Below are 24345 nucleotides of genomic sequence, written 5' to 3'. Positions count from 1 at the left end.
CTCGCTAACCTCGCCCTGAAGGACGGGGCTTGCGCGAGGCCGGTTTTTTGGTCATGTTGTTCTCCTCACTGCGCTTGTGTTCTAAGAAATTGATTGCGCAATGCTTTTCTTTGTTATTAGATCCTAATGCCTAGCACTTTCGGAGGCATCCGGGATAGCCCTAGCGTCATGGAGGATCTGTGGCGCCGACTCGGCCGCTGCGCCTCCCCGGCGCCCCGCCTTCAAGCATTGCGGGAGTGCGGACCGCGTCCGGGGCGATGGGCGCACGAGCGTCCGAAATTGAAACCCCCCGTCAAATTTCGATTCCTCTCCGCTCCGGCCAACCGATAATGGATGAATCAGCTGATTCATCTCCTTACGGGAGGCGTTATTTCCATGGCAAAGGTTCTCAAGTTCACCGCCTGCGCCGCCGCAGTCGCCGTCGCGCTCTACGCCGCCGCGGGCTACGTCGGCGTGCCTTATGCGACGCGAACGGTCGTGGAGAAGACGGCGTCCGAAATGCTCGGCCGCACCGTCACGCTCAAGGACGTCACCTTCAATCCCTGGACCTGGGTGTATGAGATCAAGGGGCTCGAGATTCCCGAGACCGGCTCCGAGCCGCTCCTCAAGCTCGCGCTCCTGCGCATCGACGCCTCTTCGCAGACGCTCTTCAAGCTCGCTCCGGTTCTCGATGAGGTCACGATCGACGGCCTTCAGGTGAACGCCGTCATGAACGAAAAGAACAAAAAGGACTTCGAGCGGCTCACGGGCGGCTCCGGCGATGCGGGGGCGAAGTCCTCGGGGTCGGCCTCCGGAGGCTCGTCGGGGCTGCCGAAGTTCGCGCTCTACAACATCTCGCTCACCAATTCGTCCCTGCGCTATCAGGACAAGGCCACCGGGATCGACGAGTCGGTCACCAACCTCACGGTGAAGCTGCCCTTCGTCTCGACGATGGAAAGTTCGAGCGAGAGTCTCGTGACGCCGGAGCTTTCGCTGAAGCTCAACGGCTCGCCCATCGAGGCGACGGGTTCGACGAAGCCCTTCGGTACCACGCTTGAGGCGCAGCTCAACCTCAAGATCTCCTCGCTCGACGTCGCCGCGCTCGCGCGCCTCGTGCCCGCACTGCAGGGCGACAAGCTCAAAGTCGCGGGCGCCAAGCTCTCGAGCGACCTCAACTTCATCTTCCGCAATCCCACGGGCGGCAAGCCCGCGAAGATGCTCCTCTCGGGGCGCACCACGCTCACGGATGTTTCGGTGACGCACAAGGGCGCCGCGCTCGTCACGCTCCCGAAAGCGGACGTGACGGTGGGCGAAGTGGACCTCGTCGGCAGGAAGGCGGTAGTGCAGAACGTCACGGTTTCCGGACTCAAGGTCCGCGCGGCGAAGACGAAGTCCGGCATCAATCTCCTCGAGGCGGTCGAATCGGTCTCGGGGAGCCCGGCGGCCAAGTCGGGCAGCGCCGAACCCGCCTCGGGCTCGAGCTCCGGCCCGGACGCCGCCTGGTCGTGGCGCGTCGCCTCCGCCTCGCTCACGAACGCCGACCTCTCCTGGTCGGACGCGACGGTGAGCCCCGCGGCGAAGCTGGGGCTCTCGAACCTCAACGTCACGGTGAAGGACCTGTCGTCTGAAAAGAACCATGCGGGATCCTTCACGGTCGCCGCGGACGCCCTCGGCGGGCACGTCGAGGCGTCGGGCACGGTCGCGCCCGCTCCGCTCGCGGTTGCCGCGGCGGTCCGCGGCTCGCGGCTCACGTTGAACGCCGCGGCACCGTACGTGAAGGCGGCCCTCGGCGCGGACCTGCGCGCGGGGATCGCGTTCGACGTCAAGGCGGACGTGGGGGGCGGGAGCGCCAAGGCCTCCGGGTCGGCGACCGTCTCCGACCTGCTTCTGCGCCGAGGACAGACCACGATGGCGAGCGCGAAGACCGTCACGGTGAAGCTCGCCGGCGTGGACACCGCGAAGCGCTCGGCCGATGTTTCGCTCATTTTGGTCGCGAGCCCCCTCGTGAACGCCGTAATGACGAAGAAGGGCCTCAACTTCGCCGAGCTCGGCGGCGCCTCCTCCGGCGACGGGAAGAAGGCGGAGGCGGCGAAGAGCGCCAAAGCGCAGGGCGCCGGCGCAGCGTGGAGCTGGAAGGTGGGCGAAGCCTCCGTCACGAACGGTACGCTGCGCTTGCGCGACGAATCCGTGAGGCCCGTCGCCTCGGCCGAAGTCCCGAAGCTCAACGTCGTCGTGAAGAACCTCTCCTCGGCGAAGGACAGCCTCGGCACGCTGAACCTCACGAGCGGGCTCGGCGGCGGGTCGCTCGCCGCCGCGGGCAAGGTCGGGATCTCGCCCCTTGCGGCCGACCTGGAGGTGAAGGGCTCGCAGATCGGACTCAAGCCCTTCTCGAGCCTCATGACCGCGTACGCGGGCGTGGGCGCGAAGGGCGGCTCCATCGACTCGACGGGACGCCTCTCGCTGAAGACCGTGAAGGAGAAGACCGTCGCCGGTTGGAAGGGCGACCTTTCGCTCACCGGCCTCGACCTCACGACCGCTTCCGGCGCCGGCCTCATGAGCTGGAGGAAGGCCTCCCTCACCGGGGTGGATCTCGAGACCACCGAACCGCTCCACCTCGTCGTGGCGAAGGCCGAAATCGACCAGCCCGCCGAGAAGCAGACGAAGGCCGTGCGCGAGATCGCCGGCATCGCCTCGCTCATCTCCTCGCTCACCGGCCGGGAGAAGTCCGCCGAGAAGATCGAAAAGTACTCCGGGAAGCTCTCGGGCTCGATCGTCCTTGAGAACATCCGCTACGAGAACGGCAAGTTCTCCGCCGCGGGCGTCAGTGAAGCCTCGTTGGGCGGCCTCATCCTCGAGAAGCTCTCCTCGTCGGTCGGGGCGAAGCTCAACGCCGCCTCGAAGTAGCCTCCGCTCCTCCCGCCCCGGCCGCCCGCCGGAGCGGGAGCTCGGTGCGCCGGGCTTGATTGACCGGCGGATGGGACAAAACAAAGCTGAGGCGGCCTTCATCGGCCGTCGGTCCCCGGACAGCAAAAAACCCGAATCGTCCTTGAACGATTCGGGTTTGAATTCGTGGTGCCGGAGAAGAGATTTGAACTCCCGACCTTCGCATTACGAATGCGCTGCTCTACCAGCTGAGCTACACCGGCATCTCTCGATCTTCGAAGCTTGCTCAGCCTCGGGATCGGAGGAGGTGAATTATGCAGATGAAAAACCGGAACGGCAAGAGTGATTTACATTTTGTTACGTTCAGTCGCAATCCTCCACCCGTCCGCACCGCCGCGCGGTTCGGCCCGGACGACCTCGGCGGACCTCACTCCCGGTGTGCGGGCGTCCCCGCGGGCCGCTTAGAATGATAAGTTTCCGCGCCCGCCCGAAGCGGACGCCCTCCATCAACGCGCTCTCCCGTGAGGCCGATTCGTGACCGAACCCCTAACCGCCCGACTTCCCTCCCCCGAGGACACCGACCGCATGGGCGGCGCGCTCGCCCGGGCGCTTACCGAAGCGAAGCCTGAAATCGACGGCGCGGGGCTCGCTCTGCGCCTCGAAGGAGATCTCGGCGCGGGGAAGACGAGCCTCGTGCGTGCGGCGCTCCGTGCGCTCGGCTGGTCGGGCCCGGTGAAGAGCCCGACCTTCACGCTCCTCGAGACCTACGCGCTTGCCGGGTTCGTCTTCAACCACTTCGACTTCTACCGGTTCGAGACGCCCGAGGAGTTCGATGACGCGGGCTTTTCCGAGGAGTTCGGGCCGGGGCGCGTCTGCGCGACCGAGTGGAGCGTGCGCGCCGAACCGTTTCTGCCGCCCGCAGACCTGATCGTCGCGCTCGCGCCCGAAGGGCTCGGGCGCGTGATCGAGGTGCGGGCCGCCACCCCCGCCGGCGAAGTAGTGCTCGAAGGACTGAGGAAGGCATGGAACGGCGCCGTCTGATCGCCGCCGCGGGCGGCACGCTGCTCTTTTCGCTCGCCCCCTGGCAGATCGCCGAAGGGGCGAAGCTCGTCAACGTGCGCATGTGGCCCGCCGAGGAGTACACGCGCGTCACAATCGAAACGGACGTTCCGCTCAAGTTCAAGCACTTCATGCTGCGCTCGGGCTCGCCCATCCGGCTCGTGATCGACATCGAAGGACTCGCGCTCACCGAGCGCGTGAAGCGCCTGATCGCCGACGTGAAGCCCGACGATCCGTACATCGGCGCGATGCGCATCGGGCAGTTCAAGCCCGGCGTGCTGCGCCTCGTAATGGACTTGAAGACCGACGTAAAGCCCGAGGTCTTTCTGCTCAAGCCCTTCGCGAACTACAAGTACCGCCTCGTCTTCGACGTCTACCCGGCGCATCCGCGCGACGCGATCGGGCGGATCCTTTCGGGTTCGGAGGACACCTCGGACGCGGGCGACCTGATCAACTCGGGTGCTGCGGCCGATCCCCTGGGAGACGTCCTCGCGGGCCTCACGACGCCATCTTCGGGCGGCGCGAAGCCCCAGACCGGAAGCAGCCTCCCGGCGAAGACCGCCCCGAGCAAGCCCGCGCAGACCGCCAAGAGCTCCGCGAAGAAGTCCGACGACGACACCGTCGTGATCGTGATTGATCCGGGCCACGGCGGCGAGGATCCGGGCGCGATCGGGCGCCGCCGGACCCAGGAGAAGACGGTGGTGCTGCAGATCGCGCGGCGCCTTGTCGCCCTGATCGGGAAGGAGCCCGGCATGAAGGCGGTGATGACGCGCAACTCCGACCACTTCGTGAGCCTCGGCGGGCGCGTCGCGATCGCGCGGCGCGTGCGTGCGCACCTCCTCGTGAGCATCCACGCCGACGCCTGGGTGAAGAGCACCGCACGCGGCTCCTCGGTCTTCGCGCTCTCGCAGAAGGGCGCCACGTCCGCGGCGGCCCGCTGGCTCGCGAAGAGCCAGAACGAATCCGACCTGATCGGCGGCGTGAACATCACGACCGTCAACAAGCAGGTGGCGAGCGTGCTCGTGGACATGACCTCGTCCTGGACGATCAGCTACAGCCTCGGGCTCGGCTCGGCCGTGCTCCAGGAGCTCGCCGACGTGAACAAGCTCCACAAGGGCCGCGTCGAGCAGGCGGGCTTCGCCGTGCTGAAGGGCCAGGGCATCCCCTCGATCCTCGTCGAGACGGCGTTCATCTCCAACCCGACCGAGGAGCAGCTCCTCAAGAACGCCTCGCACCAACAGAAGCTCGCGCAGGCGATCCTCACCGGGATCAAGAAGCAGCTCGCAGCCGACAAAACCCTCACGCGCCAGGGCTGAGGGCCCCATTCGGAGCGCCTCGACCGGGACCGCCCCCGGCCATTACAATGCGCACATCTCAAACCTCTGAGCGGCGCGCCCGCTCCGGTCAACACGGAGCCTCCGTCGAGGCGCCTCCCCGCCCAAACGCGGGGGCGGCGGGACCTCCGGAGCCGCGGGCGCGACCGTCCATTTCCATCCTTGGAGTGAAACGCAATGGCTCTTGTTTCCATGCGCCAGCTGCTCGACCACGCAGCTGAAAACGGCTACGGCATTCCCGCCTTCAACGTCAACAACCTCGAGCAGGTTCAGGCCATCATGGCCGCGGCGAGCGAAGTCGGCGCGCCGGTGATCATGCAGGCCTCCGCGGGCGCGCGCAAGTACGCCGGCGAGTCGTTTCTGCGCCACCTGATCGAGGCGGCCGTTGAAGCCTATCCGGACGTTCCCGTCTGCATGCACCAGGACCACGGCCAGAGCCCGGCGGTCTGCCAGGGCGCCATCCGCTCGGGCTTCACCTCGGTGATGATGGACGGCTCGCTCATGAGCGACGGCAAGACCATCTCCACCTACGAGTACAACGTGGACGTCACGCGCCGCGTGGTCGAGATGGCCCACTGCATCGGCGTTTCGGTCGAAGGCGAGATCGGCTGCCTCGGCTCGCTCGAGACGATGCGCGGCGACAAGGAGGACGGGCACGGCACGGATGCCACGATGACCCGCGACCAGCTCCTCACGGATCCGGACCAGGCGGCCGAGTTTGCGCGCATCACGCAGATCGACGCCCTCGCGATCGCGATCGGCACCTCGCACGGCGCCTACAAGTTCACGCGCCGCCCCACCGGCGAGATCCTCTCGATCGACCGCGTGAAGGAGATCCACGCCCGTCTGCCCAACACCCACCTCGTGATGCACGGCTCCTCGTCCGTGCCGCAGGAGTACCTCGCCGAGATCCGCGAGTTCGGCGGCGACATGCGCGAAACCTACGGCGTGCCCGTCGAGGAGATTCAGAAGGCCATTCAGCACGGCGTGCGCAAGGTGAACATCGACACCGACATTCGCCTGGCGATGACGGCCGCGATGCGCCGCTACCTCGTCGAAAATCCCTCCGCCTTTGATCCGCGCGGCTACCTCAAGGCCGCCCGCAACGCCGCCAAGGAGCTCTGCCGCTCGCGCTACCTCGCCTTCGGCTGCGAAGGTCAGGGCGCGAAGATCAAGCCCATTGCGCTCGAGAAGATCGCGGCGAAGTACGCCGACGGCACGCTGCGCCAGAACGTGATCTGATCCGCCCCGTTCGCAAGATAAATGCCCAGGCGCGCACTTCGGAAGCTCTCCAACGCTTCCCGGGGGCGCGCCTTTTCGTCACTCTCCGGCTGCAATCTTCATGACTGAGAAGAACCCATCCTCCGCCGAGGCGCTCAAGGGCAAGAAGGGGCTGCGGCGCCTCCTCAACGCCACGCGCTACTCCTGGCAGGGCATCCGCGCGGGCTTCACGCACGAAGCGGCCTTCCGCGAGGAGTGCCTGCTCGCCCTCGTCCTCATTCCCGTGGCGCTGCTGCTGCCCGTGACGCTCCTCGAGAAGGTGATCCTCATCAATTCGGTGCTCTTCCTGCTGCTGGTCGAGATCCTCAACTCCGCCGTCGAGGCGGTGGTGGACCGCATCGGCATGGAGATCCATCCGCTCGCGGGGCGCGCGAAGGACATGGGCAGCGCCGCCGTGCTCTTCGCCCTCATCATGGGCGGCGTCGCCTGGGCCTTCATCGCCCTGCCCGCGCTCTGGCGCCTTCTTGCGGGCTGAGCGAGCGCAAACCGCGTTGGGTGGTTTCACCGGCCCGCCGGGAGCGGGCCGCCCGCGGCACCCTTAAAATCATCGTTTCGACGACCTTTTTTCTTTCACCCTTCAGGGGAGGCAATTTCCAATGCCCGGTCTTTCCAAGACGAACATTCCGTCCCTCAAGCAGATCTACAGCGGCAAGGTCCGCGACTGCTACGAAGTGGGCTCCGACAAGCTTCTGCAGGTCGCGAGCGACCGCATCTCGGCCTTCGACGTGATCCTCGGCGACCCGATCCCCGGCAAGGGCAAGGTCCTCACCGCGCTCACGAACTTCTGGTTCGAAAAGCTCAAGGACGTGATTCCGAACCACCTCACCGGCATCGATCCGAAGACGGTCGTCAAGCCCGAGGAGATACCCCAGGTCGACGGCCGCGCCGTCGTCTGCAAGCGCCTCAAGCCGATCCTCATCGAGTGCGTCGCGCGCGGCTACATCATCGGCGGCGGATGGAAGGACTACCAGGCGACCGGCGAAGTCTGCGGCATCAAGCTCCCGGCGGGCCTGCGCCAGGCCGAAAAGCTCCCCGAGCCGATCTTCACCCCGGCCGCCAAGGCCGAGCTCGGCACGCACGACGAAAACATCTCCTACGACCGCGTCGTTGAGATGTACGGCGAGAAGGTCGCGAGCACGATCAAGAACGCCACCCTCGAGCTCTACAAGCGCGCCTCCGAGTACGCCCTCACGAAGGGCATCATCATCGCCGACACGAAGTTCGAGTTCGGCCTTGACGAGAACGGCAACGTCCTCCTGATGGACGAAGTCCTCACGCCCGATTCGAGCCGCTTCTGGCCGGCCGACTCCTACGAGGTCGGCACGTCCCCGAAGAGCTTCGACAAGCAGTACATCCGCGACTGGCTTGAAACCCAGCCCTGGAACAAGCGTCCGCCCGCTCCGAAGATTCCCGCCGAGGTGATCGAGAAGACGGCCGACAAGTACCGCGAGGCGCTTCGCCGTCTGACCGGCACGGACATCGAGCCGTAACCGGACCCTCCCGGCTCCTACAATCCGACACCCGCGGCCGCCGCTCTCCCTCACCGGAGTCCGGCGGCCGGGCGTTTTCCAGAGAACCGTTTTTTCTCCAAATGAACACCATGGATCAGAGCACCCAGACTCCCCTCGTCGGCATTCTGATGGGCAGCAACTCCGACTGGGAGGTGATGAAGAACGCCGCCCAGATGCTCAAGGACTTCGGCGTCCCCTTCGAAGCGCGCGTCGTGAGCGCGCACCGCATGCCCGATGAAATGTTCGAGTACGCCGAGAAGGCGGCCGAACGCGGCATCCGCGTGATCATTGCGGGCGCAGGCGGTGCGGCGCACCTTCCCGGCATGCTCGCCGCCAAGTGCACGCTCCCCGTGTGCGGCGTGCCCGTGCCTTCGAAGTATCTGCGCGGCGTGGACAGCCTCCACTCGATCGTGCAGATGCCCAAGGGCGTTCCGGTCGCGACCTTCGCGATCGGCGAGGCCGGCGCCGCCAACGCCGCGCTCTACGCCTGCCAGATTCTCGCGCTCACGGACGCCGGTCTCTTGCGCCGCCTCGCGGACTTCCGCATCGCGCAGAACGCCAAGGCCCGCGCGATGACGCTGCCCCTCGAGACGCTCGCCTGATTCCCTGAAGGAGACTTCTGAAGATGACCACTCCCCGCACGCTTCTGCCGGGCGCGACGCTCGGCCTCTTGGGCGGCGGCCAGCTCGGACGCATGTTCTCCGAAGCGGCCGCCCGCATGGGCTACCACGTCGTCGTGCTCGAACCCCATGCGCCTTCGCCCGCGGGCGAAGTCTCCTCGGCGCAGATCGCCGCGGCCTACGACGCCGCCGACGGCCTCGACGAGCTCGCCCGCCGCGTCGCCGCCGTGACGACGGAGTTTGAGAACGTCCCGGCCGGGAGCCTGAAGCGCCTCGCCGAGGCGGGCGTCGTCACCGCGCCGCACGCCGACGCGGTCGCCGCCACGCAGGACCGCAACGTCGAGAAGGCCTTCATCGAAAGCGCCGGGGTGCCGACGGCCCCGCACCGCGCCGTGCGCACCGCCGCCGACGTCGAGGCGCTCTCCGAGGACCTCTTCCCCGGCATCCTGAAGACCGCCCGGCTCGGCTACGACGGCAAGGGCCAGGCGCGCGTCGCCGACCGCGCCGAAGCGCTCGCTGCCTGGGAGAAGTTCGGCCGCACGGACTGCGTCCTTGAGAAGCGCCTCGCGCTCAAGACCGAAGTGTCGGTGATCATCTGCCGCAATCCGCAGGGCGAGAGCCGCGTCTTCCCGGTCTGCGAGAACCACCACCGGAACGGCATCCTCGCCTACACCGTGATGCCCGCGCGCATCGACGCCGCGCTCGCCGAAAAGGCGCAGGCGTTCGCCCGCAGCATCGCCGACCACCTGCACTACGTGGGCGTGCTCTGCGTCGAGCTCTTCGTCCTCGAGGACGGCACGGTGCTCGCAAATGAACTCGCGCCCCGCCCCCACAACTCCGGCCACGCGACGATCGAGGCGTGCGCCACCTCCCAGTACGAGGAGCAGGTGCGCGCGATGGCGGGGCTCCCCTTGGGCGACACCACGCAGATCGCCCCGGCCGTGATGCTCAACCTCCTCGGCGACCTCTGGTTCGACGAGAAGGACGCTCACGTGACGCCCTCCTGGGAGAAGCTGCTCGCGCTCCCGGGCGTGAAGCTCCACCTCTACGGCAAGGCCGAGGCGCGCCGCGCCCGCAAGATGGGCCACGTGACGGTGCTGGGGGCCACGCAGGCCGAAGCCCTCGAACGGGCTCACGAAGCGGCCCGCATCCTCGATCTTCCCTTCGCCGAAGAGCTCACGCAATGACGAAGAACCTCACGCCGCCGGTCGATCCGGTCGAGATCGAGCGCGCCGTGCGCGTGCTCGAAGCGGGCGGACTCGTCGCCATGCCGACCGAAACGGTCTACGGGCTCGCCGCCGACGCCGACCAGGAGTCGGCGGTGAACGCCACCTACGACGCCAAGGGACGGCCGCGCAACCACCCGCTCATCGTGCACGTCGCGGGCCCTGAGGACATCGCCTGGTGGGCGGAGTCGACGCCCGAAGCCGAGCTCCTCGCCCGGCGCTACTGGCCCGGGCCGCTGACGATCGTCCTCAAGAAGAAGCCGCGCTGCGGCCTCTGGGTGACGGGCGGGCAGGACACGGTGGCGCTGCGCTGCCCCTCGCACCCCTGGGCGCACGCGCTCATCTCGGCCTTCTCGGGCCCGACGCACCGCGGACTCACCGCCCCCTCGTGCAACTCCTTCGGACGCATCAGTCCGTCGTGCGCGCGGCACGTGCGCGAAGACCTCGGCGAGAAGCCCTCGGGCAAGCTCGACCTCATCCTCGACGGAGGCCCGTGCGAATTCGGCATCGAATCCACGATGGTGAACCTCTCGGGCGCGCGGCCCGAGATCCTGCGTCACGGCGTCGTCACCCGCGCCATGCTCGAGGAGACGCTCGGGCGCCCCGTGCCCGATGCGGGCGCGGACGCTCCGCGCGCCTCGGGGCGGCTCAAGAGCCACTACGCGCCGCGCACCAAGGCGGAGCTCGTGGCGCCCGAAGCCCTCGCCGAACGGGCGCGCGAACTCTCTGCCGAAGGGCTCGCGCTCGCCGTGATGGCGCCTGAGGTGCTGCGCGCGGCGCTTCCCGCCGTCAAGCGCTTCGTCGCCGCACCCGAAGACGTCTCCGCCTACGGAGCGTTTCTCTACGAAGCGCTCCATGAGCTCGACGCCGCGGGCGCCGACCGCATCCTGATCGCGCGGCCCTCCGACGCCCCTGAATGGGCGGCGGTGGACGACCGCCTCGGGCGCGCGACCGCCTGAGCGCGCTTCGGGCGGAACTTCTTCCGGGGAGGAGCGGCACGGCGCCTCCCCGATTCATGCTTCTGGAGAGAAGGAAATGATCGAAATCTACGGCATTCCGACCTGCGGGTCGGTGAAGAAGGCGCTCGCCTGGGCGCGCGCCGAAGGCGTGGAGTTCACGTTCCACAACTTCCGCACCGAGGCGCCCTCGGAGGCGCTCCTCGACGGGTGGCTCAAGTTTGTTCCCGCCGAAAAGCTCGCCAACACGGCCGGGCAGACCTGGCGCAAACTCGACGCGGATCTGCGCGCCGCCGCGAAGGTCAATCCCGCGATGCTGCGCACGCTCATGCTCTCCTCGCCGCTCCTCATCAAGCGCCCCGTGATCGTCTGGGCGGACGGCACCGTCACCTGCGGCGTCGACGAGGCGCTCTGGGCGACGCTTGCCCGCTGAAGCGAAGCACCCAAGGAACGGCCTTCGTGACGCAGCCCATGCTTCTCGAGCGCACCCGCTCGGCGCTTCCCTTCCTCGCCCTCGTCGCCGCCACGGCCTTCTGGGGGAGCTCCTTCATCACGGTCGCAGAGGCGCTTCATTCGACCGATCCCTTCACGCTCGTCTTCCTGCGCTTCGGCGCGGGGACGCTCCTCGTGCTCGCGCTCCTGCGCGGACAGGTGCTGCGGATCCCGGCCCGGACGTGGCGCATGGGCGCCGTCTGCGCGACGGTGATCTATGCGTCCTACCTCCTCAACCACGCCGGGCTGATGACGATCCTCTCGTCCACGTCGGGGTTTCTCACGGCGCTCTACGTGCCGATCACGCCCTTCCTCTTCTGGGCGATGGCCGGACGCCGCCCCGACGGCTTCGCCTTCGCCGGCGCGCTCACGGCCTTCGCCGGGCTCGCGCTCCTCGCCGACCCGTTCTCGCTCTCCTTCCGGAGCAGCTGGGGCGAGTGGGCGACGATCGCCTCGGCCTTCCTCTCCGCCTTCGAGATCATCCTGATGGGGCGCTTCGCGCCCTACTGCCGAGCGCGCGAGATCGCCTTCGTGCAGATCCTCTTCGTCACGCTCTTCGCCGGTGCGGGGACGCTTCTCGCGCACGCCGCGGGGCTGCCGCTCGAGCCCACGACGTTCACCCCCGAACTCGTTCTCTCCGTCGGCTGGCTCGCCGTCATCCTCTGCTGCGCGCAGCTCCTCCTCGCCTGGGGGCAGAAGTTCGTGCCGCCCGCACAGGCCGCGGTGATCTTCGCGCTCGAGAGCGTCTTCGCCGCCCTGATCGGGTGGTTCGCCGGCGAACGGCTCGGGTTCTGGGGCGTCACGGGCGGCGCGCTCATCGTCGCGGGCATCCTCATCACCGAGGCAAAGCGCATCCGCGCCGAAGCCGCCAAACACTGACTGAAAGGCGCCCCCCACCATGCCCTCCGACCTTCCCATCGGCATCCTCGACTCGGGGTTCGGCGGTCTGTCGGTCGCGCGCGCGGTGCGCGCGAGGCTGCCCGCCGAGCGCATCGTCTTCGCCGCCGACTGCGCCTATGCGCCTTACGGCGACCGCGACGAGGCGTACATCCTCGAGCGGCTCGGCCGCATCATCAGCTTTCTCGTCGCCCAGCGCGTCAAGGCCCTCGTCTTCGCGTGCAACACGGCGACGGCCGTGGGCGTGCGGCGCTTCCGGGCGCTCCTCCCGATGCCGATCATCGGCATCGAGCCGGCGGTCTTTCCCGCCGTGCGCCACACCCGCAGCGGCACGATCGGGGTGCTCGCCACCTCGCGCACGATCGCGAGCGAAAAGTACGCGCGCGTGAAGGAGCGCGCCCTCGACTGGGCGCAGGTCTCGCGCCCGATGCCGATCCACGTGATCGACCAGCCCTGCCCCGGGCTCATGGAGTGCGTAGAGCGCGGCGATTTCGGCTCGCCCGAGGTCGAGCGTCTGCTCGCCCTCTACGTGGACCCGATGGTCCGCGCGGGCGCCGACGAGATCGTGCTCGGCTGCACGCACTACCCGTTCCTCGCACCGGCGATCGCGCGCCGTGCGCCGGGAGCGCACCTCATCGACCCCGCGCCCGCGGTGGCCGAGCAGCTCGAGCGCCGGCTCGCCTTCCTCGACCTTCTCTCGCGCGAAGCGCCCGCCGCCGCCGACCCGACCGTCTTCTACGCGACGGGCGCGAATCCGGCGCGCGAGGCCGTGCTCCGGAGCCTCTGGCCGGGGCGCCCGGAGCTGCTTGAACTCGCCTGAGGCCTCAGCCGCGGAATTCGAGAAGCGGGTCGCCGGGCTCGACGAGGTAGGCCGAGAAGGCCCGGCGGATTTGCTCCGGAATATCGCTCTTCACGAAGTTTCCCTCGTGGTCAAGCCTGACGCAGACCATCGTCTGCGCGCACTTCACGCGCAGCTCCCCGTCCTTGGAGAGCGTGAGCGCGAAGCGCACCGAGGAGGCTCCGAGCTTCTCGAGCCAGACGCGGCCCTCGAGCACGTCGCCCGGACGCGAGGGCGCGACGAAGTCCGTCCTCACGCCGACGAGGGGGAAGCCCACGCCGTACTTCTTGATTTCGATGAACCCCACGTCGGCGACGTCGCGCAGGAAGTCTTCGTGCAGTTCGTTGAGGATCTTGTAGTAGGAGGGGTGATAGACGATGCCCGCGGGGTCGCAGTCACCGAAGTGAATGCGCACGGGCTGCTCATAGACCTGATGAGGCATGAATGTGCTCGGGGGAGTGTGTGGGGTTGAGGGTTTGGGGGAGTGAAGAAGAATACCGTCTGCTCCGCTCAGGCGCCGCCCGGAACGAGCGCGCGCAGAACGGCGCGCACGGGGCTCGCCTCGACGCCTTCGAGGGGGAGCGGCAGGGCGATGAGCTCATATTCGCCCGCCTCGACGCCCGAAAGATCGAGGTTCTCGAGGATCGCCATGCGGTTTGAGAGCGCGATGCGGTGCGCCACGAGGAGCGCGCTTTCCGCGGGGTCGATGCTCGGCGCATCGACGCCGATCAGTCCCACGCCCTCGGTGGCGAGGTGGCGGATGAGCTGCGGCTTCAGGGCGCGGAACTCCGGCGTCCACTGCCGGGGGTGGTGCCTGCGGGTCTTGAAGAGGATTCGCGGCGGCAGCGTGGCGGCGGCGCCGAGCGCCTCCGGTCCGATCGGGTCTGGCGTCTGCTCGTCGGAGAGGTCCACGACGAGGCAGCGCCCGATGAAGGTCTCGAGCCGCAGGGACGCGGCGTCCGCCGCTCCCCCGTCGAGGTGCAGCGGCGCATCGGCGTGCGCGCCGACGTGGGGCGAAAAGGTGAGCGTCGAGACGTTCGCCGCGGCGCCGTCCGCGATGCGCTCGCTCCAGCAGACCTGGAAGGGCGTGTCGCCGGGGAAGGCGGGCGTGAGACGGCCGAGAGGCGGCGTGATGTCCCAGATGCGGCGCTGCGTCATGTCGGGATCCTTCATCAAAAAGGGCATTGCGCCGCGGACGGGCTCCCCTGCGGGCGCCTCGCGGCAACAATTGCTGATGGAACTTTGCATTGGATTCTAGGGCTCCCGCCCGGGCGCTTCCTATACTCACCAACAACTATCCGGAGCGGCGCAGGACCTTCCGCCGCGACATTTGAGCCGCTCCTCATCCTTATAGGTAGAGTCATGCAGAATCCTGAATTCGCCCGTCTGATCGCGGAGCGCCGCTCCGTGCGCCCGAAGGCGCAGCTCTCCGCCGCGCCCTCCGACGAAGTCCTCGAGGCGGCCGTGCGCGCCGCCCGCTCGGCCCCCTCGCACAACCCGGCCTACCCGGTGCGCTTCGTGAAGGTGGTCTCCCGCGAAAAGCTCGCCGACGTCTTTGAGAAGGCGCTCCCCGCGGACGCCGACCAGACGATGCGCGAGCGCGCCCGAAGCAAGGCCCTGAAGGGCGCCTGCTGCATCGTCCTCATCGGCCCGAAGCCCCAGGCCGACTGGCCGCGCTTCATGGACATGGAGAACCTGATGACCGCGGGCGGCGCCCTCACGAACTTCCTCAACGTCCTCTGGGCCGAGGGCGTCGGCGCGATGACGCTCACGACGCGCGAGATCGCCGACCCCGAAGGGCTCTTCGACCCGAAGACCGAACGCCTGCTCGGGTTCGTGCTCTGCGGCGAAATGGGCAAAAGCCCGGAGCCGCGCCCCGAGACGGCGTCGCTCCTCTCGGTCTGGTAGCGCCTCAGCGCATTCCGGCCGCGCTTCTCCCGGACGCGACGGGCCGGTCCTCCTCCAGGATCCGGTCCGTGATCTCGGCGATGCGGCGCACCGTGACGGGCGCGCACCCCTCGGCCTTGTTGTTGACGACGAGGTAGCTCTCGACGCCGCTGCGCGCCGCGCGCGCGATGAGCGAGGCGATGAGGGCGCGGGTCGCCGGATCGGCGGCGCGCACGGCGCCAAAGGGCGCCCAGGCGGTCTTCGCCGTGTCGTAGAACTGGTGCGCGGCGAGCGACCACCGCACGACGAGCGGACCGGCCAACCGCCAGTCGCCCCCGGTCGATTCGGGCGCGTCGCAGTAGCGCAACGCCTCGGTCTGCCGGCGGATGCCGGGCATCGCCGGGTGCAGCCCCACCACGGGGCGCACCCCCGCGGCCTTGAGGCGCTTCACCATGCGCGGCGTGAGAAGCTCGTAGTTGCGGAACTCCGCCGCGAGGAGAAGTCCGTCCGCGGGCGCGCGCAGCGCCTCAAAGAAGTCCCCGATCCGTTCGGTCAGGGCGATGCGCGCCTCGTTCGTGCGCAGCTCCGGATGCGGCACGGGCGAAAACTGAAAGACGAGCGGACCGGCCTTGGCGCCGAGTCCGAGCCGCGCGGGCCCGAGGAACTTCTCCACGGCCGCGTGCGGATTGAGGAACAGCGGATTGACGCCCGTCGCCGCGCCGCGGTCGTTTCGCGTGCAGGGGTCGGTCACCTCGCGGGGCGCCTTCACGAGAAAGCGGAAGTCTTCGGGCACCTGCGCGGCGAAGCGCGCGAAGGCCCCGACGGAGAGCGCCCGGTAGAAGTTCCGGTCGAGCCCGACGGTGCGGAGGATGGGCGAGGCGCTGTAGGCGGGGAGCCCCTCCGAGGCGAGGTGCTCAAGGGCGCTCCCGCGGCTCCAGACGATGCCGCGCCAACCGGGAAAGTTCCACGTGGAGGTGCCGAGCCGCACCGTGCGCGGCAGCCGCGCGGCGAGCGCGCGCAGCGCCTCATCGGGCGGCTGCGGGAGCACCGGCCCGTTTTCCGGCGGCGCGTCGTCGAAGAGTTGTGGAGCGTCCATCATGGCGGCGGAGCGGAAAACCCCGACTCGCCGGGCCGAGCGGGCGCCAAGCGGGAGCGGGTTTTCCTTCAGGAATCGGCTTCCTTCAATATAGCCGCGGCAAAATGCGTCCGGCTACAATCCTTAAGACATTCATCCCCTTATTTTGGAGTCTCCGCACGTGGATCAAACGTTAGAAATGCCCGCCCTTTCAGGCGCCGCCGCCGTCCCGATCGAACAGCAGGGCTCCGTCTGGGTTGTGGACGACGACGACGTGCGCGTGTCGCTCTCCTTCGCCCTCAAGCCGCGCTTCGAGACGGCGAGCTTCCCCTCCGTGCAGACCTTCCTCGCCCGGGCCGACCTCGATCATCCGGGTTGCCTCGTCGTCGCCGAACGCATGGCGAACGCCGGCGCGCGCGGCGTGCAGGCCGAGCTCGCTGCTCTGAAGAGCCCCATTTCGGTGATCTTCCTCGCGCAGCAGTCCGACATCCGCACGGCCGTGCGGGCGATGGAGAACGGAGCCGTAAGCTTCCTCGAGAAGCCCGTCGATCCGGACGAACTCACTGAAGCGGTCGAAAAGGGCCTGAGGCGCTCGGTGCGGCTTGCGCGCCGCAACCTCCTGATGCGGCTCTTCGAGACGCTCTCGCGCCGCGAGAAGCAGATCTTCATCCTCGTCTGCCAGGGACTGAGGAACGGCGACATCGCGCAGCTCCTCAACCTCTCGCAGCGCACGGTCGAAGTGCACCGTGCCCACATCGGCCGCAAGCTCGGCAACGCCGCGCCGATCCGGCTCCTCTACGAACTCACCCAGACTTCGGACGGGAACCTTCTCTCGGCGCAGTTCGACGAACTCGATCAGTCCGCGCTCGAGCGCGCGATCAACGCGAGCGCGGCGACGTCGTCCTGACCGGCTTCTCCGCTCTCATTCCCGGAGCGCCCCGGAAGCGGCGCTCCGACACAAAAAGGCCGCCCCGCGGGAATCCCGCATCGGGCGGCCTTCTTCATGGCCGGCGCTTCACGCCGTCAGCGGGCCGGGCACTCGCCGCCCGCCGGGCACTGGGGGTTGTGGCCCGGGCCGAAGCCGCGCGGACCGTGGAAGCCCTGTGGGACGCGCGGCTTGTCGCCGCCGCGCATTCCGTGACCGGAATGCATGAGCTCGTAGCTCTCGAGCACGTACTTCTGCTCGGGCGAAAGCGCCTTGAAGAGCTCGGCGCGGGCCGCCGCGGTCTTGCCGAGAAGATCCGCACGGATCTTGGCGACCTGCGCGCGGCGCTCAAGGCGCGTCTGCACGTCCACAGCGGGCTTGTCGAACTTTGCGCCCGGCATCTGATCGAGCGCGGTGCGCGCCTCAACGTAGGCCTTCCAGGCGGCCTGCTGCTCGGGCTTGAGCGTGAGGATTCTCTCCATCGAGGCCCAGCCCGCGGCGCGCACGTCTTCGGCGGAGTAGCCCGCGCACGGGGCGTCGCCGCGGGGCGCGTCCTCACCGTGATGCCAGGGGGCGGCGACCGCGGCGCCGGCGACGCAGAGCGCGCCGAGGGCGGTCAGGGAAGCGATGATCTTGTGGCTCTTCTTCATTTCTTCTCTCTAACTGTGACGGAGCGGCGTGCTTCAAGGGGGCCGCGGCCCACCAAGCGCCGGATCGGAAGGAGCACCGCTCCGGTCTTGATGAAGTGGACTTTAGCGGTCCGTTCCTGAGAGGTTCCTTAGCGCATATTCCCGTCTGTTAGCGCATGTTGCAGAAAGTTCCGGGCGTCCGACGGGGTCCGGGCCTCGGGATCCCCGTCCCGGCGGGAGTGCGCGAACAACTGTTCACTCATCCCGCCCGGAAACAACTTTTGCATTCGCTACGGATTGAAGGCCTTCGCGGGGTCCACCACCGTCGCGCGGTAGCCCATGGAGCCCAAAATGCGCATTTCGAAGACGGGTTCGGCGCCGCCGCGGCGGAATTCGGTGAGCACGGGGTTGACGCCGGTCTTCTCCTGCACGCCGATCGAGGCCCAGTAAACCACAAGGGTGTCGCGGTCGGCCTCGTACTCAACCGAGGAGGTGATGGCGCTGTAGAGCTCGTGGCCGCGCTCGCGACCGTACTCCCAGAGCTGCTCGACCGTGCCCTTCTGCTCGTCGATCGAGTACATCACCGCGCGGCTGTACTTGTCCTTCGGGTTCTCGGGCTGGGAGAAGCCGCGCCCGTCGCCGTTGTCGAAGACCGTCACGACGGAGACGCCCGGGCGGGAGAGCTCCTTCACCTTCCAGCCCGTATGCTGCGTCCAGGTCCAGTCGAAGCGCCCCTCGCACCGGCCGATGCGGCAGGGGATGGGCCTGCCGGCGGCGTCCACCGGCGTGAGGACCTTGTCCTTGAGCTCCCCGGTCCAGCCGTTCGGCGCGCCGAGGATCCACTTCACGCGCTTGTCGCGGCCGATCTTGATCACGGCCGACTGGTGGCGCGAGCTCACGATGATCGAGTCGTCCGTCGGGTCGTAGTCGACGGAATTGACGTGCGCCCAGTTGCGGCCGGCCCCGGTGCCCGAGATGTCGCCGAAGGCGTTCCTGGCGTCGAGCCGCGCGATCTGCTCGGCCGAGAGGGTCTTGCCCGACTGCGCGAGGTCAACGTTGAGGCACACCGCCCCCTGGTCGATCGACTTCAACACGATGCTGCGGTTCGGGTCGAGGATCTCGAAGAGGCGCCATTCGTCGAGCACCCGCCCGTCGCGGTCCACCTCGATCACGACGTCGCGCACCGTGTGCACGTGCGAGCCGTCGGGGCGCTTCAGGTCTGCGGAAGCGACGCGCAGGAAGTAGCGCCCGTCGGGCCCCACCGCCATGGCGTGGCTGAAGTCGGCGTAGCCGTCCGGGAGCGGCCGGTCGAAGACACCGCGCCCCATCAGGTCGTACTTCACGTAGCGCTGCCCGTAGCCCCAGCTGAGCGCGCCGTCCGGGTTCTGGTGGAACCCCATCATGATGCCGGCGCGGTTGAGGCTGCGCGGGTCGTAGATCCGAGAGGGCTCGAGGTACCAGCGCACCTCGCCCGTCGTGTCGAGGACGGCGTTCTGCGGGTAGTTGTTCCACTGCAACGCCCCGCCCGAGGGGTTGTTCCAGACGGCGCGGCTGCCCTTGGGCGACTCGGGCAGCAGATTGTTGATGAGGTAGAGCCGGCCGCGCAGATCCTCGGGAGCGGCCTTCACGACCTTCGTCTCGAAGGTCTTCACCGGGCGTCCGTGGGTCCACGAGGGATCGAGGTAGACGGGCGGCGTCCAGATGCGGTAGGTCTCGGTCTTCTCGACCGGGCCCGAGGCGGTGCGCTTGCGCCAGCTCACCTCGACCTCGTTGAGGTGCTCCGGATAGAGCCCGAAGACGGGGATGCCGCCGTAGGTGCGCAGCGACACGGGGCCGACGTCGTAGGCGATCTCGACGCCGCCCTTCTTCGGCACGACGCGCACGTGCGCGCGCTCGAGCACCTCGCCGCCGTTGCGGATCACGGCGGTGAGGGGCGCGATGTCGTAGGGATTCACGACCACCTCACCGAGATCGCCCTGCCGCTCGAAGTTGACCTGCATGCCGCTCGGGCCGCCGACGGCGAAGGAGGCCGCGGGCGAGGCGAGAATGAGGGCGGCGCCGAGTGCGCGCACGAGGCTGCGGCGTTGGAACTGGGGCATGACGGGTCTCCTTTGGGTGAGGACTGTTTTTCGCGCCGGCGCCTGAGGGCGCGTCAGACGCTCCTCCGGCCCGGGCTCATTCGATTATCGGTCCCGCGTCTTCGCCAGAGCTGAAGATGAAGGGCCCGCGGCCGCCCCCGGGAGCGGCGGCTGTCTTAAAATGCGCGCACTTTCCGGGCGTCGGGATCAGGAAGATCCCTGATCCGGCGGACCGCCCGCAAAACAGATCCCACCATCCACACGCTCCGGAGGCTTCACGTCCATGGCGCTCAATCCCCTCACCGCCCTTTCTCCCCTTGACGGCCGTTATTCCCGCCAGTGCGATCCCCTGCGCGGGATCTTCTCCGAATACGCCTTCATGAACGCGCGCGTGCGCGTCGAGGTCGAGTGGCTCATCGCCCTCTCGGAGGCGGGCTTCGCTGAGCTGCCGCACCTCTCGGACCACGGCAAGGCCTTCCTGCGCGGCCTCGCGGACAACTTCTCCACCGAGGACTGCGAAGCCGTCAAGGAGATCGAGAAGACCACGAACCACGACGTGAAGGCGGTCGAGTACTGGATCAAGGCTCAGGTCGCGCACGACGAGGAGCTCAAGAACGCCGCCGAGTTCGTGCACTTCGCCTGCACGTCCGAGGACATCAACAACACGAGCCACGCGCTCATGCTGATGCGCGGCCGCACCGAGCTCGTCGCCTTCCTCAAGAAGCTCCACGGCATCATCGCCGGCTACGCCCACGCCTGGGCCGACATCTCGATGCTCTCGCGCACCCACGGCCAGACGGCCTCGCCCACCACGGTCGGCAAGGAGTTCGCCAACGTCGCCGTGCGTCTCGGCCGCGTGATCGAGGCGATCGAGAACGTGAAGATCTACGCCAAGATGAACGGCGCCGTGGGCAACTACAACGCCCACCTGATCGCCTACCCGGACTTCGACTGGGAGGCCTTCTCGAAGAAGGTCGTTGAGGAGCGTCTCGGCGCGGTCTTCAACACGCACACGATCCAGATCGAGCCGCACGACTACATGGCCGAGCTCTTCATGCAGATCGAGCGCGCCAACACGATCCTCATCGACTTCGACCGCGACGTCTGGGGCTACATCTCCATGCACTTCTTCCGCCAGAAGCTCAAGGAGGGCGAAGTCGGCTCCTCGACGATGCCGCACAAGGTGAACCCGATCGACTTCGAGAATTCCGAAGGCAACCTCGGCCTCGCCAACGCCGTCTTCGGGCACCTCGCCGGGAAGCTGCCGATCTCGCGCTGGCAGCGCGACCTCACCGACTCGACGGTGCTGCGCAACCTCGGCGTCGCCTTCGGCTACGCCTTCGTCGGCTACAGCGCCCTCGAGCGCGGCCTCGGCAAGCTCCAGGTGAACGAGGCGATGATCGCCCGCGACCTCGACGCGGCCTGGGAGGTCCTCGCCGAAGCCGTGCAGACCGTGATGCGCCGCTACGGCGTGCCGCACCCCTACGAGCAGCTCAAGGCCCTCACCCGCGGCAAGGACGGCATCAACGAAGAGACGATCCGCACCTTCATCAACAATCTCGAGATCCCCGAGGACGCCAAGGCCCGCCTGATGGCGCTCACCCCGGCGACCTACATCGGCAAGGCCCGCGAGCTCGCCCGCCGCTGTTGATTCCCTCCCCGGCGTCCCCGCGTCCGCCGCTCCCGGCGGGCGTGAGAACGCCCGGAAGAACCGAAGGGCGGGAGCTCCCCGCGTCGGGGAACGCCTGCCCTTCGTCGTTTCTACGGGCGGAGCGTCGGGTCAGACGATCACCGCCACGGCCTTCACGAGCGCCCAAACGGAAAGGCCCGGCGCGAGGCCGAGCTCCGCGGCGGACTCGCGCAGCACCCGCGCGAGGATGCGGCCTTCGCCCGAGCGCGCCTTGAGCTTCACCGTGAGGTAGGCGCCTTCGGGACCACAGGGGGCGCCGAGCTCCTCGACCACCGCCGGAAGGGCGTTGCGGATCGAGAGGCCCACGGGCTTGTCCAACGCAAGGCTCACGTCGCGCGCGAGGATGCGCAGACGAACGTCCGCCCCGACGCCGAAGCCCGCGGCGACCGCCTCGACCCTCCAGCCGTCCGCGGCGACCACGGCCGAGCGCCAGACGTCGGAGACGGACTTGACGCGGCCCCGGAGGACGGCCGAGGCGCCGTACTCGGTTTCGACGGGCACCTTGACGTTGCCGAGAACCTCGGCGAGCGGTCCCGCGGCGCGCACCTTCCCCTCCTGCATGACGACGAGTTCGTCGGCGAGCCGCGTCATTTCGTCGGCAGAATGCGTGACGTAGAGGATCGGCACGCGCAGCTCCCCGCGCAGCTTCTCGAGCCAAGGCAGAATCTCGCGCTTTCTCGCGTAGTCGAGGGCCGCGAGGGGCTCGTCCATGAGCAGGATGTCCGGGCGGAGGCAGAGCGCGCGCGCGATCGCGCAGCGCTGCCGCTCGCCGCCGGAGAGCTGCGAGACGCGCCGTCCGAGCAGATGCCCGATGCCGAGGAGCTCCACGGCCTTGGCGAGGCGCTCGCGGCCGTCCTTCACCTTCGTGCGCTCGAGCCCGAAGGTGAGGTTCTTCTCAACGTTGAGGTGCGCGAAGAGGCTCGCCTCCTGAAAGACGTACCCAAGGCTGCGCTCGTAGGTCGGGCGGAAGACGCCCTTGTCGTCGTCCTGCCAAACTTCGTTGCCGATGCGCACGATGCCGTGGGCGCGCTCGAGGCCCGCGACGCACCGGAGCACCGTGGTCTTGCCGCAGCCCGAGGGGCCGAAGAGCACCGTGATCCCCTCGCTCGGAATGCGCAGATCCGCCTCAAGTGTGAAGCCCGTGCTGCGGGCGAGCGAGAGGCGCACTTCGCCGAAATGAAGTTCCGACATCGGATTTCTCCCCTGGGAATCACTGCGCGTCGCGGCGCTTGTTGAGAAGGTTGAGGCTCATGAGGACGATGAAGCTGAAGATCAGCATGCCGCCCGCGAGCACGTGGGCTTTGGCGTACTCCATCGCCTCGACGTGCGTGTAGATCTCCGTCGAGACGACCTGGGTCTTCCCGGGAATGTTGCCGCCGATCATGAGCACCACGCCGAATTCGCCGATCGTGTGGGCGAAGGTCATCAGGATGCCGGTGATGATGCCCGGACGCGCGAGGGGCATCACGACGTTCACGAAGGCGTCGAAGGGCCGGCAACGCAGCGTCGCCGCCACCTCCATCGGCCGCTCGCCGATGCCCTCGAACGCCGTGACGAGGGGCTGCACCATGAAGGGCAGCGAATAGACGACCGAGCCGATCACGAGCCCGGGGAAGCTGAAGTTCAGCACGCCGAGGCCGAGCGACTCGGTGAGCATGCCGAGCGGACCGTGGGGCCCGAGGGCCACGAGAATGTAGAAGCCGAGTACCGAGGGCGGCAGCACGAGCGGGAGGGTCACCACCGCGTTCACCACCGGGCACCAGCGGCTTCTGCCGCGGGCGAGCCACCAGGAGAGCGGCAGGCCGAGCACGAGGAGCACGCAGGTCGTGACCGCGGCGAGCTCAAGCGAGAGCTCGACGGGCTCGAGCGAGATGCCGCCCACCAAATCGAGGAGCCAGTCCATGAGAGAGAGATCTTTGCAATGAGGGTTGGAGGGGCGGTTCCTCGCGGAAGCGCCCCCGGAAAGGAAAAGAAAAAACTGGGGAGAACGTTTGGGTTCCCTCCGGAGAAAAGCGTCCGTCTCAAGAACGCGTGGAAATCGTTTCCCCTGCGGAGCGCCTCCGCCAGCATGCGGGCGCGCTCCGGCGGGAGTTGTCGGAATTAATTGGCCGTGCCGTAGCCGTAGGCGGTGCGCACGTCCGTCGCAGCCTGGCTTTCCCTGAGGAACTTCAGGAAGCGCTTGGCGCCTTCGTTCTTCTCACCGGCCTTGAGCAGAACGGCGTCCTGCTTGATCTCGCCGTAGAGCTCCTGCGGGATCACGTAGCCCGAACCGGAGGTGAACTTGCCGCCCTTGAAGCACTGCGAGAGGGCGATGAAGCCCGCTTCCGCGTTGCCCGTCTTGACGAACTGGTAGGTCTTGCCGATGTTGTCGCCGATCACGGTCTTGCCTTCGACGGCCGACTCAAGGCCGAGGGACTTGAGGGTCTGGCAGGCGGCTTCGCCGTAGGGGGCGAGCTTCGAGTTGGCGATGGCGACGTGCTTCACGTCGGCGGACTTCAGAGCTGCGGTGACGTCGTTCTTCACGAGGTTGGCGTCGGCCGACCAGAGAACGAGCTTGCCCACGGCGTAGGTGTAGGTGGAGCCGGCGACACCGTAGCCTTCCGTGACGGCCTTGGCGGGGGTCTTCGCGTCGGCGGCGAGGAGCACGTCGAACGGAGCGCCGTTCTTGATCTGGGCGTAGAAGGCGCCCGTCGCGCCGAAGGAGAGGACGAGCTTGTCGCCCGTGGCCTTCTCATAAATCGGCTGCAGATCCTTCGCGGGAGCGGTGAAGTTCGCGGCGACGGCGACGTGCACTTCTTCGGCGCTCACCGAGAAGGCGGCGCAGGCGATGACGGCGACGGCCGTGAGAGTCTTCTTCATTTGCTCATATCCCCTAAAGGCGTCCCGGTACTTGCCGCGCGACGCAGGCGGCCCGAGCGGGACGAAATAAAATCGGAAGCGCGGATGCACCCTCCCTCAAAAGGGAGCGCTATTCTTTATCAGAAT

The 24345-nt window shown here is 67.9% G+C and carries 23 protein-coding genes and 1 tRNA gene; 15 read left to right on the top strand and 9 right to left on the bottom strand.

From position 1 onward, the window contains the following. Positions 1-375 precede the first annotated feature (375 nt). Entirely contained in the window at positions 376-2883 is a 2508-nt protein-coding gene (locus ACT6Y9_RS01380; RefSeq protein ID WP_443743244.1) for a DUF748 domain-containing protein, read from the top strand. A 166-nt stretch (positions 2884-3049) separates the two neighbouring features. Here ACT6Y9_RS01380 and ACT6Y9_RS01375 read toward each other — a convergent pair. Beyond that, a tRNA-Thr gene (locus ACT6Y9_RS01375) sits at positions 3050-3125 on the bottom strand. Positions 3126-3396: 271 nt separating this feature from the next. Between ACT6Y9_RS01375 and tsaE the strand changes: the two genes are divergently transcribed. The 11 genes from tsaE (at position 3397) to murI (ending at position 13058) form a co-directional block, all read left to right on the top strand. After that, positions 3397-3903, top strand: a complete 507-nt coding sequence (gene tsaE, locus ACT6Y9_RS01370) for a tRNA (adenosine(37)-N6)-threonylcarbamoyltransferase complex ATPase subunit type 1 TsaE (RefSeq protein WP_295476826.1) — start codon at positions 3397-3399, stop codon at positions 3901-3903. After that, positions 3885-5237, top strand: coding sequence for an N-acetylmuramoyl-L-alanine amidase (locus tag ACT6Y9_RS01365; RefSeq protein ID WP_443743243.1), 1353 nt, complete (start codon positions 3885-3887; stop codon positions 5235-5237). The genes tsaE and ACT6Y9_RS01365 overlap by 19 nt, the downstream gene beginning before the upstream one ends. 195 nt (positions 5238-5432) lie before the next feature. Continuing rightward, positions 5433-6497 carry a class II fructose-bisphosphate aldolase gene (fba, locus tag ACT6Y9_RS01360; protein WP_295476830.1) on the top strand — a complete coding sequence of 355 codons (1065 nt, stop codon included), beginning with the start codon at positions 5433-5435 and terminating at the stop codon, positions 6495-6497. Between the two features lie 100 nt (positions 6498-6597). Next, complete coding sequence (locus ACT6Y9_RS01355; protein ID WP_295476832.1) at positions 6598-7011, top strand: diacylglycerol kinase; 414 nt, start codon at positions 6598-6600, stop codon at positions 7009-7011. 121 nt (positions 7012-7132) lie between these two features. Continuing rightward, positions 7133-8026 carry a phosphoribosylaminoimidazolesuccinocarboxamide synthase gene (locus ACT6Y9_RS01350; protein WP_443743242.1) on the top strand — a complete coding sequence of 298 codons (894 nt, stop codon included), beginning with the start codon at positions 7133-7135 and terminating at the stop codon, positions 8024-8026. A gap of 110 nt (positions 8027-8136) precedes the next feature. Further along, positions 8137-8649, top strand: a complete 513-nt coding sequence (gene purE / locus ACT6Y9_RS01345; RefSeq protein WP_443743241.1) for a 5-(carboxyamino)imidazole ribonucleotide mutase — start codon at positions 8137-8139, stop codon at positions 8647-8649. Between the two features lie 23 nt (positions 8650-8672). Beyond that, entirely contained in the window at positions 8673-9854 is a 1182-nt protein-coding gene (locus ACT6Y9_RS01340; protein ID WP_295476839.1) for a 5-(carboxyamino)imidazole ribonucleotide synthase, read from the top strand. Beyond that, a complete protein-coding gene (locus ACT6Y9_RS01335; protein WP_443743240.1) occupies positions 9851-10852 on the top strand; it encodes an L-threonylcarbamoyladenylate synthase in 1002 nt (333 codons plus the stop codon). The genes ACT6Y9_RS01340 and ACT6Y9_RS01335 overlap by 4 nt, the downstream gene beginning before the upstream one ends. Positions 10853-10928: 76 nt before the next feature. Next, positions 10929-11282, top strand: coding sequence for an ArsC/Spx/MgsR family protein (locus tag ACT6Y9_RS01330; protein ID WP_295476843.1), 354 nt, complete (start codon positions 10929-10931; stop codon positions 11280-11282). 26 nt (positions 11283-11308) lie between these two features. Next, the gene (locus ACT6Y9_RS01325; protein WP_295476845.1) at positions 11309-12220 is read left to right on the top strand and encodes a DMT family transporter; all 912 of its coding nucleotides are present in this window, start codon (positions 11309-11311) and stop codon (positions 12218-12220) included. A 19-nt stretch (positions 12221-12239) separates the two neighbouring features. Then, a complete protein-coding gene (gene murI / locus ACT6Y9_RS01320) occupies positions 12240-13058 on the top strand; it encodes a glutamate racemase (RefSeq protein WP_443743239.1) in 819 nt (272 codons plus the stop codon). A gap of 4 nt (positions 13059-13062) precedes the next feature. Here the strand turns inward: murI and ACT6Y9_RS01315 are convergent, their stop codons facing one another. Together ACT6Y9_RS01315 and ACT6Y9_RS01310 are read right to left on the bottom strand one after the other, a co-directional pair. Next, positions 13063-13518: an acyl-CoA thioesterase gene (locus ACT6Y9_RS01315; protein WP_295476849.1), complete on the bottom strand. Its 456-nt coding sequence runs from the start codon at positions 13516-13518 to the stop codon at positions 13063-13065. Positions 13519-13586: 68 nt separating this feature from the next. Next, positions 13587-14234 carry a cyclase family protein gene (locus ACT6Y9_RS01310; protein ID WP_443743238.1) on the bottom strand — a complete coding sequence of 216 codons (648 nt, stop codon included), beginning with the start codon at positions 14232-14234 and terminating at the stop codon, positions 13587-13589. Positions 14235-14438: 204 nt separating this feature from the next. Here ACT6Y9_RS01310 and ACT6Y9_RS01305 point away from each other — a divergent pair, with 204 nt between their 5' ends. Then, positions 14439-14984: a nitroreductase family protein gene (locus tag ACT6Y9_RS01305; RefSeq protein WP_443743237.1), complete on the top strand. Its 546-nt coding sequence runs from the start codon at positions 14439-14441 to the stop codon at positions 14982-14984. A 4-nt stretch (positions 14985-14988) separates the two neighbouring features. Here ACT6Y9_RS01305 and ACT6Y9_RS01300 read toward each other — a convergent pair whose 3' ends face one another. Continuing rightward, on the bottom strand, positions 14989-16059 hold the full coding sequence (locus ACT6Y9_RS01300; RefSeq protein WP_443743236.1) for a DUF72 domain-containing protein: 1071 nt from the start codon (positions 16057-16059) through the stop codon (positions 14989-14991). A gap of 178 nt (positions 16060-16237) precedes the next feature. On the opposite strand from ACT6Y9_RS01300, the gene ACT6Y9_RS01295 reads away from it, so the two are divergent. Next, on the top strand, positions 16238-16945 hold the full coding sequence (locus ACT6Y9_RS01295; RefSeq protein WP_443743235.1) for a response regulator transcription factor: 708 nt from the start codon (positions 16238-16240) through the stop codon (positions 16943-16945). 116 nt (positions 16946-17061) lie between these two features. Here ACT6Y9_RS01295 and ACT6Y9_RS01290 read toward each other — a convergent pair whose 3' ends face one another. After that, positions 17062-17613, bottom strand: coding sequence for a Spy/CpxP family protein refolding chaperone (locus ACT6Y9_RS01290; RefSeq protein WP_443743234.1), 552 nt, complete (start codon positions 17611-17613; stop codon positions 17062-17064). A 269-nt stretch (positions 17614-17882) separates the two neighbouring features. Then, a complete protein-coding gene (locus ACT6Y9_RS01285) occupies positions 17883-19691 on the bottom strand; it encodes an aryl-sulfate sulfotransferase (RefSeq protein ID WP_295476861.1) in 1809 nt (602 codons plus the stop codon). Between the two features lie 262 nt (positions 19692-19953). Between ACT6Y9_RS01285 and purB the strand changes: the two genes are divergently transcribed. Continuing rightward, entirely contained in the window at positions 19954-21321 is a 1368-nt protein-coding gene (gene purB / locus ACT6Y9_RS01280) for an adenylosuccinate lyase (protein WP_443743233.1), read from the top strand. Between the two features lie 129 nt (positions 21322-21450). On the opposite strand, the gene modC is transcribed toward purB, so the two are convergent. The 3 genes from modC to modA all read right to left on the bottom strand — a co-directional run bounded on the left by modC (position 21451) and on the right by modA (position 24219). Continuing rightward, entirely contained in the window at positions 21451-22551 is a 1101-nt protein-coding gene (gene modC, locus ACT6Y9_RS01275; protein WP_443743232.1) for a molybdenum ABC transporter ATP-binding protein, read from the bottom strand. A gap of 19 nt (positions 22552-22570) precedes the next feature. Continuing rightward, positions 22571-23263, bottom strand: coding sequence for a molybdate ABC transporter permease subunit (gene modB, locus ACT6Y9_RS01270; RefSeq protein WP_295476867.1), 693 nt, complete (start codon positions 23261-23263; stop codon positions 22571-22573). A 197-nt stretch (positions 23264-23460) separates the two neighbouring features. Beyond that, positions 23461-24219, bottom strand: a complete 759-nt coding sequence (gene modA, locus ACT6Y9_RS01265; RefSeq protein WP_443743231.1) for a molybdate ABC transporter substrate-binding protein — start codon at positions 24217-24219, stop codon at positions 23461-23463. Positions 24220-24345: the final 126 nt, after the last annotated feature.

Source organism: Sutterella sp., from assembly GCF_052272535.1.
GTDB lineage: Bacteria > Pseudomonadota > Gammaproteobacteria > Burkholderiales > Burkholderiaceae_F > Sutterella.
This window is presented reverse-complemented; position numbering and strand designations above follow the sequence as displayed.

Excerpts from the sequence above, each read along its gene's own strand:
- ACT6Y9_RS01355 (WP_295476832.1), top strand. The coding sequence starts at position 6,598 with ATGACTGAGAAGAACCCATCCTCCGCCGAGGCGCTCAAGGGCAAGAAG.
- modB (WP_295476867.1), bottom strand. The coding sequence starts at position 23,263 with ATGGACTGGCTCCTCGATTTGGTGGGCGGCATCTCGCTCGAGCCCGTC.
- ACT6Y9_RS01380 (WP_443743244.1), top strand. The coding sequence starts at position 376 with ATGGCAAAGGTTCTCAAGTTCACCGCCTGCGCCGCCGCAGTCGCCGTC.
- ACT6Y9_RS01365 (WP_443743243.1), top strand. The coding sequence starts at position 3,885 with ATGGAACGGCGCCGTCTGATCGCCGCCGCGGGCGGCACGCTGCTCTTT.
- ACT6Y9_RS01285 (WP_295476861.1), bottom strand. The coding sequence starts at position 19,691 with ATGCCCCAGTTCCAACGCCGCAGCCTCGTGCGCGCACTCGGCGCCGCC.
- ACT6Y9_RS01350 (WP_443743242.1), top strand. The coding sequence starts at position 7,133 with ATGCCCGGTCTTTCCAAGACGAACATTCCGTCCCTCAAGCAGATCTAC.
- modA (WP_443743231.1), bottom strand. The coding sequence starts at position 24,219 with ATGAAGAAGACTCTCACGGCCGTCGCCGTCATCGCCTGCGCCGCCTTC.
- ACT6Y9_RS01335 (WP_443743240.1), top strand. The coding sequence starts at position 9,851 with ATGACGAAGAACCTCACGCCGCCGGTCGATCCGGTCGAGATCGAGCGC.
- ACT6Y9_RS01305 (WP_443743237.1), top strand. The coding sequence starts at position 14,439 with ATGCAGAATCCTGAATTCGCCCGTCTGATCGCGGAGCGCCGCTCCGTG.
- purB (WP_443743233.1), top strand. The coding sequence starts at position 19,954 with ATGGCGCTCAATCCCCTCACCGCCCTTTCTCCCCTTGACGGCCGTTAT.
- ACT6Y9_RS01290 (WP_443743234.1), bottom strand. The coding sequence starts at position 17,613 with ATGAAGAAGAGCCACAAGATCATCGCTTCCCTGACCGCCCTCGGCGCG.
- ACT6Y9_RS01315 (WP_295476849.1), bottom strand. The coding sequence starts at position 13,518 with ATGCCTCATCAGGTCTATGAGCAGCCCGTGCGCATTCACTTCGGTGAC.
- ACT6Y9_RS01310 (WP_443743238.1), bottom strand. The coding sequence starts at position 14,234 with ATGACGCAGCGCCGCATCTGGGACATCACGCCGCCTCTCGGCCGTCTC.
- ACT6Y9_RS01330 (WP_295476843.1), top strand. The coding sequence starts at position 10,929 with ATGATCGAAATCTACGGCATTCCGACCTGCGGGTCGGTGAAGAAGGCG.
- modC (WP_443743232.1), bottom strand. The coding sequence starts at position 22,551 with ATGTCGGAACTTCATTTCGGCGAAGTGCGCCTCTCGCTCGCCCGCAGC.
- purE (WP_443743241.1), top strand. The coding sequence starts at position 8,137 with ATGGATCAGAGCACCCAGACTCCCCTCGTCGGCATTCTGATGGGCAGC.
- fba (WP_295476830.1), top strand. The coding sequence starts at position 5,433 with ATGGCTCTTGTTTCCATGCGCCAGCTGCTCGACCACGCAGCTGAAAAC.
- ACT6Y9_RS01340 (WP_295476839.1), top strand. The coding sequence starts at position 8,673 with ATGACCACTCCCCGCACGCTTCTGCCGGGCGCGACGCTCGGCCTCTTG.
- ACT6Y9_RS01300 (WP_443743236.1), bottom strand. The coding sequence starts at position 16,059 with ATGGACGCTCCACAACTCTTCGACGACGCGCCGCCGGAAAACGGGCCG.
- murI (WP_443743239.1), top strand. The coding sequence starts at position 12,240 with ATGCCCTCCGACCTTCCCATCGGCATCCTCGACTCGGGGTTCGGCGGT.
- ACT6Y9_RS01295 (WP_443743235.1), top strand. The coding sequence starts at position 16,238 with ATGCCCGCCCTTTCAGGCGCCGCCGCCGTCCCGATCGAACAGCAGGGC.